This is a genomic window from Lysinibacillus sp. GbtcB16, assembly GCF_019091145.1.
In the GTDB taxonomy this organism is placed as follows: Bacteria; Bacillota; Bacilli; order Bacillales_A; family Planococcaceae; genus Lysinibacillus; species Lysinibacillus fusiformis.
The window spans coordinates 29,132-44,440 of sequence record NZ_JAGXJV010000002.1 but is presented as its reverse complement, the minus strand read 5'-3'; the positions used below and the strand labels follow the sequence as shown (position 1 = coordinate 44,440).

The following is a 15,309-nucleotide window of genomic DNA, read 5'->3' as shown; positions in this document are numbered from 1 at the left end:
AAATAGCTAGTTTATGCTGAAATACTTAAAAGTACAAGGAAAATAATTTTACCCTTTTTACAATTTATTAACGGCTATAAATAGCTATAATTCACTAGATCCAAGCGAAAATTGGAGCAACATCTTTCATGATATATCCTTACCCCATGACGGAACGAGATGCTCATGATAAAATAAGGCGTTAGAGGAGTGAAATAAATGACAGAAATAAATTTTCCTTTTCCTTCTGAAGGGAAAAGATACTATACATGGAACCGCTATTTACGCGATCAATTTGGTCACAAAGTATTTAAAGTAGCATTAGATGCTGGCTTTGATTGTCCAAACCGTGATGGTACGGTTGCCTTTGGCGGCTGTACATTTTGCAGCGCTGCAGGCTCAGGTGATTTTGCAGGCAACAAGGTTGATCCGATTGAAGTTCAATTTGCTGAAATTCGGGACAAAATGCACCAAAAATGGAAAGATGGCAAATATATGGCTTATTTTCAGGCCTATACGAATACACATGCCCCGCTCCCAGTGTTAAAGGAAAAATTCGAAGCTGCTTTGGCGCAGGAAGGTGTTATAGGTCTTTCTATTGCTACACGACCTGATTGTTTACCAGATGATGTTGTAGAATATTTAGCAGAATTAAACGAGCGTACGTACTTATGGATTGAGCTTGGTCTTCAAACCGTTCATGAAAAAACTGCCAATCTTATTAATCGCGCACATGATTATGCAACCTATGTGGAGGGTGTTGAAAAACTTCGGAAGCATGGTATTCGTGTTTGCTCACATATTATAAATGGTCTACCGCTTGAAGATTATGACATGATGATGGAAACTGCACGGGCAGTGGCAAAGCTAGATGTCCAAGGTATTAAAATCCACTTACTTCATTTATTAAAAGGCACACCAATGGTGAAGCAATATGAAAAAGGGATGCTTGAGTTTTTAGATCAGGATGTTTATACAAAACTAGTCGCTGATCAGCTAGAAATTTTACCACCTGATATGGTCATTCATCGCATTACAGGTGATGGACCTATAGATTTAATGATTGGTCCAATGTGGAGCGTTAATAAATGGGAAGTATTAAATGGCATTGATGCCGAATTGGAGCGCCGTGGTAGTTGGCAGGGGAAATTTTATAAGGCTGAGGTTGCTAAATGAAACTACAACGAGTTTTACAATATGCTCAGCAGCTATTAAAAGATAGTGTGGGAGATGGAGATACAGTTGTTGATGCCACTGCCGGCAATGGCCACGATACGCTGTTTTTAGCTCAGCAAGTCGGGGATGAAGGACAAGTTTATGCTTTTGATGTTCAAAAAGAAGCAGTCGACGCAACACTACATCGTCTACTAGACCATGGTTTAGAACATCGCGCCCTTGTTTTAAATAAAGGGCATGAAGAAGTAGCCAATTTCGTACACAAGCCAGTAGCCGCAGCCATCTTTAATCTCGGCTATTTGCCGGGTGGCAATCATGATATTATTACCAAGCCTAGTACAACGATTCAAGCTATTGAAGACTTGCTTAAGCTTTTAAAGGTTGGCGGTTTAATCATCCTTGTAATTTATCATGGTCACCCTGGTGGCAAAGAAGAGCGAGATACTGTAATAGACTTTGTCAGCCAACTTCCACAAAAATATGTCCATGTCTTAAAATACGAATTTCTCAATCAGCAAAATGACCCTCCATTCGTCATTGCATTAGAAAAGATGAAGGATTATCCTAATTTATAGACAATTTAAAAGGCTAACTAATAGTATAGTAGGAACTATTAGTTAGCCTTTCTCTTTACCTATTTATTTTTACGTTTTTCATTATAGTCTACCCAGAAATCTGCGCCTTTAATGCCTAGTTTACGAGGATCAAAGACAGGGTCTTTTCCTTCTTTTTTCTGCTTCTCGTAATCTTTTAAAGCAACGATAGCTGGTTTCATAATAATTAAAATGGCTAGAACGTTAATCCATACCATCAGACCAAGGCCTACATCTCCCATAGCCCAAGCGAGTCCAGACGTACGGATTGTGCCATAGAATGCTGCAATTAAAATCGCTATTTTCGCAATCCAAATGAAGACCTTTTCGGTACTACCTCTAAATAAATACGCCACATTTGTTTCAGCGATATAGTAATACGCCATAATCGTTGTAAAGGCAAAGAAGAATAGTGCGATAGCTACAAATGGTGCACCAAGTCCAGGTAAGGATGATTCAACTGCATATTGCGTATACGCAGCACCTTCCTGAATACTCTTAGCAAATGTCATTTGCTCATCACCCGTTAAGCCGCCTTTATTGAATTCCCCAACATGGATAAATGGATCTGTTCCTTCGGCTGCTTTTTCATCTTGTACATTATACATACCCGTAAATAAAATCATAAAGGCTGTAGCTGAACAAATTAATAAGGTATCAATGTATACTGACGCTGCTTGGACAATCCCTTGTTTAGCAGGGTGGGATACTTCTGCTGCGGCAGCAGGATGCGCCCCAGTCCCTTGACCAGCCTCATTTGAATAGATTCCTCGTTTCACACCCCAAGCAATTGCGGAGCCAATAATACCTCCAAATATTTCTTGTGCGCCAAATGCACTTGAGAAAATTAAAGCGAAGACAGATGGTACCTCTGAAATATTCATAGCGATAATAATAATAGCCATAATAATATAGGCTATCGCCATGAACGGTACAATTACCTGTGCAGCGTTGGCAATCGATTTAACGCCCCCAATAATGATAGCACCAAGTAAAACGACAATAATTAGTCCTGTAATCCAAGTTTCAATACCGAAAGCGTTTTCAACAGCCCCCGCAATGGCATTCGATTGCACACCTGGCATAAGTATTAACATAGCAATCAAAGCAGCTACAGCGAAAATCACTGCAAACCATTTTTGACCCATTCCTTTTTCTATGTAATAGGCCGGTCCACCACGATATTCAGTATCTTTCTCTTCTTTATAGATTTGTGCTAATGTTGACTCTACATATGCGGTTGCCGCACCAATAAAAGCAATTGCCCACATCCAAAAGACAGCACCAGGTCCACCCATCCCAATAGCTGTTGCAGTACCGGCAATATTCCCTGTACCTACACGTCCTGATAGTGCGATAGACATCGCTTGAAAGGAGGAAATCCCTTTTTCTGATTTCTCCCCCTTAAACATTAACACAAACATATCTTTAATAAGTCTTACTTGCAGGAATCTTGTAATGACTGAGAAAAAAAGCCCAATCAACAAGATACCGTAAATAAACCAAGGTCCCCATAATATGTCATTCAATTTGCCAACAACTACATCCATCTTACCCCTCCAATTTGAATTACCTTACTTTAAGTCACTATATTATTACACTTTTCAGAAAATTACAATATTATATTCAAGTAACAATATTTAAGTAAGAACCCTATTATTTGGAAGGTGTCAAAACTATTTTATTATATATCCAATCCGTCTAAGAGCATTATTGATAAAATCTCGAATATACATAAAAATCTCTTCACGCTCTACTTCATGAAATAAATTATGATAACAATTTGCCCATTCTTTAAATTGAAACTCGGTAAGCTCTTGTTGATGAAGCCAATTGCGCATTTGTCGAGTTTCCGTTATTTTATCTTTTTCAGCTGTCATAATTAACATAGGCATATTAGGAAATTCATGCTTAGGTAGCATAACTAAATTTTTCATCATCTGTTGAAGCTCCCGATACCATTTTACTGAAACAACAGACATAAATGGGATATCATCCTTCATTTCCTCTCTACCCTCAACACTGCGCGTTAATGTCTCAAATGTCACCTCATGCGTCAATTTAACATTTGCTGTTAAAGCACTCAAACTCGTTAAAGCATTTGATAATTTACCTGGTAAAAGCTTCAAATGTAGCCAGGGTGATGTCAAAATAATACCAGCACATTCATACTTTTTCTTTTGCATGGTATGAAGAACTAAAGTAGCGCCTAGTCCATGCCCAATTACAAAGGTTGGTAAATTATATGAAAAGGCATTCTCAATGAGATTTCTTGTATATTTATTGTACAATTTGAAGTCCTCATCATGGACACGCGCAAATCTTGCATTGATGCCATGATTCGGTAGATCCCCCATGACTATGTGGAAGCCTTCCATTCTTAATTTTTCTATAAGCCATGCATACCAACGGTGGTTTTCATAAGCACCATGAAGAATAGCAATCACAGCCTTTGCTTGTCCATCAGCTTCCCATTTCCACATTCACATAGTCCTCCTAAAAAATAATTACAATTTGATTATATCGAAATAACAGCACATTTTAATTTTATATTTCCTTAAAGTTGCGCATTTGATACGATAATACTATATCTACAGAAAGAAAAGAGGCGATTCTCATGATTTATCCATTTAAAGATAAAACACCAAAGATCGATCCATCTGTTTTTATTGCCGATTACGCAACTGTTACTGGAGACGTAACAATTGGAGCTGAAACAACTATTTGGTTTAATACCGTAATTCGTGGCGATGTTTCACCAACCATTATTGGTGAACGGGTAAGTATCCAAGATCTTTGCTGCTTACATCAAAGTCCTAGGTTTCCACTCATTATTGAAGATGAGGTCACAGTAGGACACCAAGTAACTTTACATAGCTGTACCATTCGAAAAAATGCCTTAATCGGTATGGGCTCCATTATTTTAGACGGAGCAGAGATTGGAGAGGGTGCATTTATTGGAGCCGGAAGTCTCGTGCCTCCTGGTAAAGTCATACCTCCAAATAGCTTAGCATTAGGTCGTCCAGCGAAAGTTGTCCGAGAATTAAACGCTGAGGATAAAAAGGATATGGAGCGTATCGTACGTGAATACGTAGAAAAAGGTCAGTATTATAAATCTCTACAAAAATAAAAGCTTATAAAGAATTCATTCATTATAAAAAATCCCTCGCTTTCCATGACCATTGTTCAAGGATACAGGCGAGGCATTTTTGCAAAAAAACAAAAGGGGCAGAAAAGCCCCTTTTGTTCATCATACATTAGAATAATTTTCTAACGACTTCAGCACTTTAGCACAATAGTTTACAGACGTGCTTTTACGCGTAATGCGTCAGCTTTATCAGTTTGTTCCCATGGTACATTTAAATCTGTACGACCGAAGTGACCATAGGCTGCAGTTTGTTTATAAATTGGACGACGAAGATCTAGCATCTTAATAATACCTGCTGGGCGTAAATCAAATAGCTCACGAACCCATTCTACGATTTCGCTTTCCTTCACTTTTCCTGTACCAAATGTATCAACAGCAATGGAAACAGGTTGTGCAACGCCTATTGCATACGCCAGTTGTACTTCCGCGCGTTCTGCTAAACCAGCTGCTACAATATTTTTAGCTACATAACGTGCCGCATAGGCAGCTGAACGGTCAACTTTTGTGGCATCCTTACCTGAGAACGCACCGCCACCATGTCGTGCATAACCACCGTATGTATCAACAATGATCTTACGGCCCGTTAAACCAGCATCTCCTTTTGGCCCACCAATGACGAAACGGCCAGTTGGATTGATAAAGTATTTTGTGTTTGAATCTAATAATTCGCTTGGCACAACAGGAGCAATCACGAATTGTTTTAGATCAGCCTGAATTTGTTCAAGTGTTGCTTCTTCATCATGCTGTGTTGAAATAACAATTGTATCGACACGCACAGGTACGTTATTGTCATCATACTCAATTGTTACTTGTGTTTTACCATCTGGACGTAAATAAGCTAGCTCACCAGATTTACGAACTTCCGTTAAACGACGTGCCAACTTATGAGCTAAGCTAATTGGTAATGGCATTAACTCAGGTGTTTCATTACATGCATAGCCAAACATTAAGCCTTGGTCCCCTGCACCAATCGCTTCAATATCTGCATCTGTCATAGAACCTTCACGTGCTTCTAAAGCTTGGTCAACACCTTGAGCAATATCTGGAGATTGCTCACCAATTGCTACAAGTACCGCTAAGTTTTCAGCATCAAAGCCATATTTTCCACGTGTATATCCGATTTCCGCTACCGTATCACGTACAATACCTTTGATATCTACATAAGTAGAAGTAGTAATTTCTCCCGCTACTAATACTAATCCTGTTGTTACAGTTGTTTCACACGCTACACGTGCATTTGGATCTTCTGCTAAAATAGCATCTAAAATGGCATCCGAAATCTGGTCACAAATTTTATCTGGATGTCCTTCTGTTACACTTTCTGATGTAAACAGTCGACGGTTTGTCATTTAGTTTTCCTCCTATTACTCTTACAAATAGTATTTGAATACGGTACTCATTACCCATGTCAAGTCCGCTCCTAAGGATTGAACTCTCAAGCCGCTGTTGTTGTCATTTCACTTTACGTGAAAAAATAACTGCTACTTTTAACACGAGGATTTCGAAAGATCCGTCATTATAATAAGGAAAGAACTACATATACTTACCTTTACATTGATTTTTAACAATAAAAAAATCCTTTACTCACGTTACTATACATGAGGAAAGGAATAATGACTTCGCTACCTTTCACTCTTATCGTTCAAGGGATTTTCCCTTGCATCAGGTTGGCACCAACGCATGACGTGAAATAGTTCATGCAGGTTGCCGGGTTTCACAGGGCCTGACCCTCCACCAGCTCGGGATAAGAGTATCCGTTCAATTTTCATGTTACTGAAAAGGTCGAACATTGTCAAATATTTTCTTATGTATTACTGTATAGAAAGGAAGGAACAAATAATCATCATAAAACTTTTCATTCTTGGGTGATGATGTAAATAGAAGAAAATTAATCCCTACAACATACCTAGCATCTTGTGGTAACATATGTGTGGCTCAAATTTTAGACAATTTACTGTAGCATTGAATGTTTTCTACTCGAAAAACATTATTTTTTGTCAGTTTATTGAAAAGTAATAAAAACTCTAAAATAATTTCTTAATTAGTATAGATTATTTAACCAATTGTGTTATACTATTTTTGAAATTAAGAAAAAATCCCTCTAAATCAAGGGAATACTATAAAAAAGGATGGTATTTAATCGATGAATTCAGTAGAAATTGCAAACGAACTGAAGGAATTATTAAGCGGCGGTAACATTAACGTTCAACTTTCAGTACCACAATTAGCAGAAAAAGCTACTTCTCGTGGTGAGGCAATGTTAACAGTAGATGGCGCAGTTCGTGCAGAAACTGGCAAATACACTGGTCGTTCACCTAAAGATAAATATACAGTAGAAGAAGAAAGCACAAAAGATCAAATTGACTGGGGTAAGGTCAATCAACCAATTTCCTCTGAAGTGTTCGATAACCTGTATGTAAAAGTAATAAAATATTTAAAAGAACAAGATGAATTATTTGTATTCAAAGGCTTTGCTGGTGCTGACAAAGATTCACAATTAAGCATCCAAGTTATTAATGAATACGCTTGGCACAACCTTTTCGCTCATCAATTATTTATCCGTCCAACTAAAGACGAATTAGCTTCGCATGTTGCAGACTTCACTGTCATCTCAGCTCCTAACTTTAAAGCAGATCCTGCGGTTGACGGTACTGCTTCTGAAACATTCATCATTGTATCACTTGAAAAGAAAATTATCTTAATTGGTGGTACTGAATATGCTGGTGAAATGAAAAAATCTATCTTCGGTATTATGAATTACTTACTACCACAACAAGGTATCCTTTCTATGCACTGTTCAGCAAACGTTGGTGAAGCTGGCGATGTAGCATTATTCTTCGGTCTATCTGGTACTGGTAAAACAACATTATCCGCTGATCCAGACCGTAAGCTTATCGGTGACGATGAACACGGCTGGTCTGATAATGGTGTATTCAATATTGAGGGTGGTTGCTATGCAAAAACGATCAACCTTTCTGCTGAGAAAGAACCAGAAATCTACAATGCAATCCGCTTCGGCTCTGTTTTAGAAAACGTAGCTGTTGATCCAGAAACTCGTATTTGTGATTATGATGATGGTTCATTAACAGAAAATACACGTGTAGCTTATCCGATTCAATACATCGAAAACATTGTTGATCCTTCTGTAGCAGGTCATCCAAAAACAATCATCTTCCTAACAGCTGATGCGTTTGGCGTATTACCTCCTATCAGTAAATTAACAAAAGAGCAAGCTATGTATCACTTCTTAAGTGGTTTCACTTCAAAACTTGCTGGAACTGAACGTGGTGTAACAGAGCCAGAACCAGTATTCTCTACATGCTTCGGTTCTCCGTTCCTTCCACTTCCTGCAACAGTTTATGCAGAAATGTTAGGTCAAAAAATTGACGAACATGGCGCACAAGTATTCCTAGTGAACACTGGTTGGACTGGTGGAGAATATGGTACTGGTAGCCGTATGAAACTTTCTTATACACGTACAATGGTACGCGCAGCTATCGATGGTAAATTAACAAATGTTGAAACGACACAAGATGCTGTATTTGGTTTACACATCCCAACAGCAGTTGAAGGTGTACCTTCACAAGTGTTAAATCCTCGTGAAGCATGGGCAGATAAAGCTGCATACGATGCAAAAGCTGCTGAACTTGCAGGCTTATTCAACGAAAACTTCAAGAAATTTGCAAACGTTTCTGAAGCCATCACTACACTTGGTGGCCCATTAAAATAACAACTAGAACAAGAAAAGGGAACGAGATAATTCGTTCTCTTTTTCTTTCCCATAAAACATAAATGAAGCTAATATAGGAGATACATATGAAAAGAAAATACAAATTACTAGTAGCAATCATTACTATATTATTGGCATTATTTACTGGTGCTGGTTTTTTTGCAGGCAACTACTTTTATAATCTGGCATTAAATCCGGATACTGATAAATCAGCTGTTCTAGATGCCCCCCATAATTTAATTGATAGCAATTCAAGTGAGGCTCAAGAGAAAGAGGATCGTGAGCAATGGTTTAACAAGCATTATGAGGAGAAGGCGATTCAATCCTATGATTCTCTTAATCTGCATGCATACGCTATCCAAAACAGCCAGCCCACGGACAAATGGGCAATTATTTTCCATGGCTATTCAAGTGATGGTACACAAATGACTAAGTATGCTAAACAATTTTATGATATGGGCTACCATGTGCTCATTCCCGATGCAAGAGGACATGGTCAAAGTGAAGGTGATTATATCGGCATGGGGTGGCATGATCGTTTGGATGTTGTTTCATGGATTGATGACATTGTAAACAGGAATAAAGATGCTGAAATTGTGCTATTTGGGGTTTCAATGGGAGGCGCCACTGTGATGATGGCTTCAGGCGAGGATTTGCCGTCAAATGTAAAGGCTATCATTGAGGATTGCGGCTATTCTTCCGTATGGGATGAATTTTCCTATCAATTACAAGCAATCTTTCACTTGCCTTCATTCCCAATTATGCAATTCTCTTCAGTCGTAACTAAACTAAAAGCAGGCTATATGCTGGGAGAAGCTAGTGCTGTTGATCAAGTGGCAAAATCAAAAACCCCTATGCTGTTTATTCATGGAGACAACGATACTTTTGTCCCTTCGACCATGTTGAATAACGTATATGAGGCAGCAAATGGTCCGAAGCAAAAATTACTTGTCGAAGGTGCTGGTCATGGCGAGGCGGAAAGCGTAGCTGGCGAGCTCTATTGGGAAACGATTCAGCTTTTCTTAGAAACTTATATGAAATAATAAAGTGCCCCGTCCTTTAAAACACCTATTCATCTCCAGATGATAGCTATTTAAGGAAGGGGCTTTAATAATTTCATTTTCTAGTGTTGCTTCATCCATTCACAAAGAGCACGTACGGTTTCACGATTTTTAGCTGGCGGGTATTGATGTGCATAATGAAGGTCATACCATGTCTCGTAAGTTTTATTAGCATCCTCTAAGAAAAATGCCAGTTGTCTAGCATGCTCTATATCCACATTCTCATCCTGATAGCCATGAATAATTAACACTGGAGCTGTTATATGCTCTACTTCAAACAAAGGTGTACGAGCATCATAGGCTTCCGGTACACGGTTTGGTGTTCCTCCGATAACGCGTTTCATCATCCGTCGCATATCTGTACGTTCCCAGTAAGTGGCCGTTGCATCAGAAACCCCAGCCCATGTCACAACGGAAGTAATATCCCTTCGTAAAATTGCTGTCCATAGAGCCATGATGCCTCCACGCGAAAAGCCAAAAACATGTATATTATCATTACAAAATTGCTTCAGTACATCGACTGCAAAAACAGCATCATAACGGTCTGCCCCTGCAAACTCATCTTTGCCCTCGCCACCTCTATTTCCACGATAATAGGGTGCAAAGACGATAAAGCCTTGAGCGGCAAATTGGGCAATACGTGAGGGTCTTACCATACCTATGCTTTGCATACCCCCTCTTAAATATAAAAAGCCATCATATGTACCCTCAGTCTTCGGCTCTGCTAGAAGTCCTTTTATCCGCAAACCCTGTGACATATAAGTGATTTCTGTTAATCGTATTGCTGGATTGGGTGAAGGATAGGCACGCTTTTCAACGATATCACCATTTTTTGTCATGTCGTTTCAACTCCTCCAGCATTTTCTTCATCCCTTCATCCTTCATATGAAAGCTCAAGTTTGGATGACGGGTAAATTCCTCATCAGATAACCAAAGCATACCGGATGTTTCTAAATCAAATTCAATGTCCTCCTGCCCAGCAAATTGTGCAGTAAAAACGGTTTTACAAAATAATATGTCATCATGAACCGCATATTCTGCAAACCATTGAAGATTTTTCACACGGACACCGGTTTCTTCAAATACTTCCCTTATAGCTGCATCCTCTAGCGTTTCGCCTTGCTCCAATTTGCCTCCTGGCACCTCGACACCACGTCGTTTATGAATAGTACATAGCCACTTATTTTGATGCTTTAAAAAAACAAGGACGTGTTTGGGTTCTACGGTAAATTCCCCTCTCGTAAAACTCAAATCTACGCGCAGGCCATGTAAATCTGTAAATGTTAACATATCTTCAACCTCACGTTCTTTCTTGCTGAATAACAGTAGTCATTTTTCATTGCCTTCACTTACAGGCATCGCGAATTCCTAATTTCTGTTTAGTTGGGATTGGATTTTTCACTAGGTACAAAATCATTTAATTCCCTCTAGCTTATCTAAGTTAACTATAGAATAATCATACAGAAACAAGCAACTTTAATATAGTGTAAGCAAGCAAAAAAGCGCGCTTCAAATGAAGACACGCTTTTCATTAAATGACTCGTTCACCATCGAAATAAACAACCGGATTTTTCACTACACAATCAATATGGACATCCGCTGCATTTGCTCCACCGAATGGGACATTGCTACCGAATGCGATATGGATTGTCCCATAGACCTTCTCATCTTCTAGTACATTCCCACATAACGTAGCACTTTTATTAGCTCCAATACCGAACTCTGCGATGATCCGACCATTCTCTTCGCCAAGTAATTCCAGCAATCGAGGACCATCAGGACCAATTGCTTCTACTAATCGTCCATTAGAAATTTTCAATAATAATGGTTCCTTTAAGACACCAATATTAGCAATAGAACCATCCACTAAAATTTCACCATTTGCAGATGACTCTATTGGCGCAATATAGGATTCACCGGAGGGAATATTACCATGCTCTCCTGCTTGGCGAATAACGCCAGTCGAACGAATGCCTAAACGGTTTTCTACACTAAATGTTAGCTCATGACCATCCTTAACAATTCGAATTCCTGCCGCCTTATCGAGAAGCTGGACATATTTTTCTACCATTTCCTCAATCTCTTGCGCATCTGCATGAAGCGCACCTTGTTCAAGCATCTCCAACGTAATACCTGGCATAGTCGCTACACGTCCACCTTTTTCACAGGCATTTTTACGAGCCGCTGTATGTGTCAAGGAGTGAGAGGTCAAACAAAGTGAGACATCAGCATTTGCCATCAGCGATGAAACTGCATGAATAGGCTCCTGCCCTGATTTTTCCAATAACGGCATAACCATAAGCATGGTATTAGCCGTTATTGTTAGTCCAGCCTCATAAAAGATTGTTGCTAAGTCTTGCTTTTGAACATCTGTCAAAATTAAAAGCGTTTCTGACGATTGAACATTTAAATGATCTTTTAATACCTTCAGTGCAATATCATGTAAATGCTGCATTGTAGCACCCCTTAATTAAAATTCAAATGATATCTACGAATGATTCCTTCTATTTCAGTTCTAGCCTCCATTAAAGGCCCTAAAAATTCTGGTACTCGTTGTTCAGTAAAACGGTAGATGGGGCCAGAAACAGTGATAGAGGCTACGACCTTTTCATCACTATTAAATATAGGCATAGCGAGTGCCAATACATCAACGGAATATTCACTGTTACTGAGCGCATAACCACAGCTACGTATTTTTTCAAGCTCCAACCGTATGTCATTTGCATTCGTCATCGTATTGGTCGTATAAGCGGTTAGCGGTTCATCAATAACTTTAGAAATTTGCTCATCACTTAGGAAAGCAAGCATAGAACGATAGGAAGCACCTACATAAAGCGGAGATCTACTTCCTCTTGAAACAGTAAACTTCACCTTATTCACTGGCTCTGCTTTTAATAAAGTTAACGCTTCCAATCCATTTAAAACTGTAAATATGGCGGTTTCACCAGTAACATCCTTTAAGTTATCAAGAACAGGCATACATAGCTGATCTATGTTTAATGAATCATACATATTCATACCAATTTCCCATAATGCAATACCCAAGGAGTACTTTTTGGTTACAGGATCCTTTGTAATAAACCCATTATTCTCAAATGTTTCGAGAATGCGATACAAATTTGTATGATTCATGTTCATCGCCATCGCTAACTCTCGACCACCCCATACTGGCTTTTCCTTTGTAAACATCTTTAAAACTGCAATTGATAAATTTAACGTCTTTAGCATATCTCTCATCCTTTTGATCTATTTATCTGTACAAGCGGCTGCAAATCCCTCTCTTAAGGGGGATTAATTGAAAGATTTAACAGCCGTCAGCACCTGATATCACTTTATCAAAAGTAAGAGAGTAGCTAATCTCTTACTTTTGATAGAGGAAATCAATCGCAGCAGTAATATATACTTTTGCACAGCGTACGATATCCTCAACACGCACTTTTTCATTATACCCGTGAATGCTTGGTAAATAGGCCGGCCCGTATTGTAAAACCGGAATATCATACTGTCTGAAATGTCGAGCATCACTGCTTGCCCATTGCATAACACCATAAGCTTCTAATCCTGTTACAAATGAAATATTATCCACAATCGATTGGCAAACGGGATTTTCAGCAGGTGTATAATTGGCTACACTTTTGAAACCAAAACGTCTGATCGAATACTCAATGTCTAAGCCATCTAATTTATTCTTCAGGATTTCTGTTACTTCCTCCTGTGTAATACCGAATGGTAAGCGACAATCGACCTGTACCTTACAATAATCTGGGATAACATTGGACTTCGTACCTCCCTCAATTGTACCAATATTTACAGTAATTTTCTCTAGTACTTCTTGATATTTCAGGCGGTCTTTCTCCACTTCACGCATATATTTTTTCGATACTTCTATTAGTGGCTGTACTTCTTCAGGAATGACAATATTCATATCCCATAATGTGCGAATTTCTTGAATAGCTCGGATTGCATCATTAATTGCATTACGACCCGCTAAAGGTGATAAGCTACCATGTCCAGGTTCCCCATGCACTTCTAATTCAAACCAGTAGGAGCCTTTTTGCCCAATTGTCGGATTTAATGGAGATGAAGGCTCTGCAATTAAACATCCATCACCCTTAACTAAACCTCGCTCCAACAACCAAGGAACACCAAATTCCCCACCAGTTTCTTCGTCAGGTACAATGGCTAATGTTAATTTTCCTGGCAATTCAATATTCAATTTCTTGAGTAGTTTTGTTGCAAAAATAATACCTGCTAAACCTGCTTTCATATCGCTTGCACCACGCCCAAGCATCCAACCATCATTCACTTCTCCAGAGAAAGGATCAAAATCCCATTTAGATAAGTCTCCAACAGGCACAACATCTGTATGTCCACAATAAACAAGTTCTTTGCCTTCATCATTTCCAATAGAAGCTACTAAATTAAACATTTTATCCGCGGCCTCATATTTTTGGTAAGCAATGCCTACATCATTTAGATAGTGCTCGATAAAGGCTGTTATTTCAGTCGTATCTCCTGGAGGATTCACACTTGGAATTTGAATGAGTTTCGAACAAAAATCAATTAACTCTTCTTGATGATTTTCCACTTCATCTACTAGTTGCATTTTTAGTGCTTGTAAGTCATTCATGTGCTTGTACCTCATTTCCTTTAGTTTGTAAATGCTTCATGCTACCGTATAAATTTTTCATATGTGTAAACTGCTTTTGATCAAAGAAAGAGCATTTATGAGCACCGTACGTTTTCGCCACTTCTAATACAAATCGAACAACATTCTCTACGTCTGTCACATGTGTTGCACCTGTTGCACAGCCTGCCACGATAGATTCGGTTGTAATTGCTACCCCTACAACAGGACTTGATGTCGCCACAGCAGGTTGTAAAATACTATTGATATGGAATAAACCATTCCCATATGGGGTAATGTCTTGCATTGTTAGCGGCAGTACAACTGGTGCAATACCTGCTGATTGTGTGTAAATTTGCAGCAAATCATCACTAATTTTTAATATGTAACCTTCTTTAACTGTTGGTGTAATGGCAAATCCTTTATGGTTACATACTTGGTTACCTTTTGTTGTATCAATCGAAAGAATAGCATCCATTGTTTCTTCCACTTCATTCTCGTTCATGACGCTAATATCGACTGGAGAATTCATAAATGGCACTGGCTCATGTGGTAAAGTGGGTGCAGTTGGACAAATATGAGTGGAGAAAATTACATCCCCCTCTAACTGGTCACCTTTTAAAGCCATATCAATCGCTTTTGCTGCGCCGGCCATACAGGCTAGTGCACCATCTCCATCCGATACAAAGCCCGTCATTTCAGGGCGTGCCCCGATACCGCCTAAGCGACCGATGATACCTAATGTAGGAGCATGGCCCCCTGAGGATTTACCATTTTTACCTTTCACTAGAACGCGGACAAAATCGGTTGAGCCATTTTCACCTTTAATAGTTTTAACTACTACATCTGCTGCTGGATTGATATTGTGTAAATACTCTTTCATCACCTCACCATTTACATACATACTATCCATTACCTCGTATAACTCCATAACATGCTTCAATGACATAATTAGTCCGCTCCTTTTTCTATCCAAAAATTTTATTCATTATGAT

Annotated in this window: 14 protein-coding genes and 1 riboswitch; of the genes, 5 read left to right on the top strand and 9 right to left on the bottom strand. The window is 38.9% G+C overall.

What is annotated here, in order from left to right:
• Positions 1 to 198: 198 nt before the first annotated feature.
• Together mnmL and mnmM are read left to right on the top strand one after the other, a co-directional pair.
• The gene (gene mnmL / locus KVT27_RS12170; RefSeq protein ID WP_036149476.1) at positions 199 to 1,155 is read left to right on the top strand and encodes a tRNA modification radical SAM protein MnmL/YtqA; all 957 of its coding nucleotides are present in this window, start codon (positions 199 to 201) and stop codon (positions 1,153 to 1,155) included.
• Entirely contained in the window at positions 1,152 to 1,730 is a 579-nt protein-coding gene (gene mnmM, locus KVT27_RS12165) for a tRNA 5-(aminomethyl)-2-thiouridylate-methyltransferase MnmM (protein ID WP_036119729.1), read from the top strand. The genes mnmL and mnmM overlap by 4 nt, the downstream gene beginning before the upstream one ends.
• Before the next feature lie 59 nt (positions 1,731 to 1,789).
• Here mnmM and KVT27_RS12160 read toward each other — a convergent pair whose 3' ends face one another.
• Positions 1,790 to 3,298, bottom strand: a complete 1,509-nt coding sequence (locus KVT27_RS12160) for an alanine/glycine:cation symporter family protein (protein WP_008176644.1) — start codon at positions 3,296 to 3,298, stop codon at positions 1,790 to 1,792.
• A 126-nt stretch (positions 3,299 to 3,424) separates the two neighbouring features.
• Positions 3,425 to 4,231 carry an alpha/beta hydrolase gene (locus tag KVT27_RS12155; RefSeq protein WP_036119732.1) on the bottom strand — a complete coding sequence of 269 codons (807 nt, stop codon included), beginning with the start codon at positions 4,229 to 4,231 and terminating at the stop codon, positions 3,425 to 3,427.
• Between the two features lie 134 nt (positions 4,232 to 4,365).
• Between KVT27_RS12155 and KVT27_RS12150 the strand changes: the two genes are divergently transcribed.
• Entirely contained in the window at positions 4,366 to 4,878 is a 513-nt protein-coding gene (locus KVT27_RS12150; protein ID WP_036119735.1) for a gamma carbonic anhydrase, read from the top strand.
• Positions 4,879 to 5,048: 170 nt separating this feature from the next.
• On the opposite strand, the gene metK is transcribed toward KVT27_RS12150, so the two are convergent.
• Complete coding sequence (metK, locus tag KVT27_RS12145) at positions 5,049 to 6,245, bottom strand: methionine adenosyltransferase (RefSeq protein ID WP_036119737.1); 1,197 nt, start codon at positions 6,243 to 6,245, stop codon at positions 5,049 to 5,051.
• A 283-nt stretch (positions 6,246 to 6,528) separates the two neighbouring features.
• Positions 6,529 to 6,647, bottom strand: a riboswitch (SAM riboswitch).
• Between the two features lie 392 nt (positions 6,648 to 7,039).
• On the opposite strand from metK, the gene pckA reads away from it, so the two are divergent.
• A complete protein-coding gene (gene pckA, locus KVT27_RS12140) occupies positions 7,040 to 8,626 on the top strand; it encodes a phosphoenolpyruvate carboxykinase (ATP) (RefSeq protein WP_036119740.1) in 1,587 nt (528 codons plus the stop codon).
• 86 nt (positions 8,627 to 8,712) lie between these two features.
• Complete coding sequence (locus KVT27_RS12135) at positions 8,713 to 9,669, top strand: alpha/beta hydrolase (RefSeq protein ID WP_217581408.1); 957 nt, start codon at positions 8,713 to 8,715, stop codon at positions 9,667 to 9,669.
• A gap of 80 nt (positions 9,670 to 9,749) precedes the next feature.
• On the opposite strand, the gene KVT27_RS12130 is transcribed toward KVT27_RS12135, so the two are convergent.
• From KVT27_RS12130 to KVT27_RS12105, 6 genes are all read right to left on the bottom strand, one after another.
• A complete protein-coding gene (locus KVT27_RS12130) occupies positions 9,750 to 10,526 on the bottom strand; it encodes an alpha/beta hydrolase family protein (protein ID WP_008180377.1) in 777 nt (258 codons plus the stop codon).
• Positions 10,510 to 10,977: an NUDIX domain-containing protein gene (locus tag KVT27_RS12125; RefSeq protein WP_217581407.1), complete on the bottom strand. Its 468-nt coding sequence runs from the start codon at positions 10,975 to 10,977 to the stop codon at positions 10,510 to 10,512. The genes KVT27_RS12130 and KVT27_RS12125 overlap by 17 nt, the downstream gene beginning before the upstream one ends.
• A 241-nt stretch (positions 10,978 to 11,218) precedes the next feature.
• A complete protein-coding gene (locus tag KVT27_RS12120; protein ID WP_217581406.1) occupies positions 11,219 to 12,142 on the bottom strand; it encodes an aminopeptidase in 924 nt (307 codons plus the stop codon).
• A gap of 11 nt (positions 12,143 to 12,153) precedes the next feature.
• Positions 12,154 to 12,915, bottom strand: coding sequence for an IclR family transcriptional regulator (locus KVT27_RS12115; protein WP_217581405.1), 762 nt, complete (start codon positions 12,913 to 12,915; stop codon positions 12,154 to 12,156).
• A 133-nt stretch (positions 12,916 to 13,048) separates the two neighbouring features.
• Positions 13,049 to 14,317: a M20 family metallopeptidase gene (locus KVT27_RS12110; protein ID WP_217581404.1), complete on the bottom strand. Its 1,269-nt coding sequence runs from the start codon at positions 14,315 to 14,317 to the stop codon at positions 13,049 to 13,051.
• Positions 14,310 to 15,263, bottom strand: coding sequence for a DUF1177 domain-containing protein (locus KVT27_RS12105; RefSeq protein ID WP_036119755.1), 954 nt, complete (start codon positions 15,261 to 15,263; stop codon positions 14,310 to 14,312). The genes KVT27_RS12110 and KVT27_RS12105 overlap by 8 nt, the downstream gene beginning before the upstream one ends.
• Positions 15,264 to 15,309 lie beyond the last annotated feature (46 nt).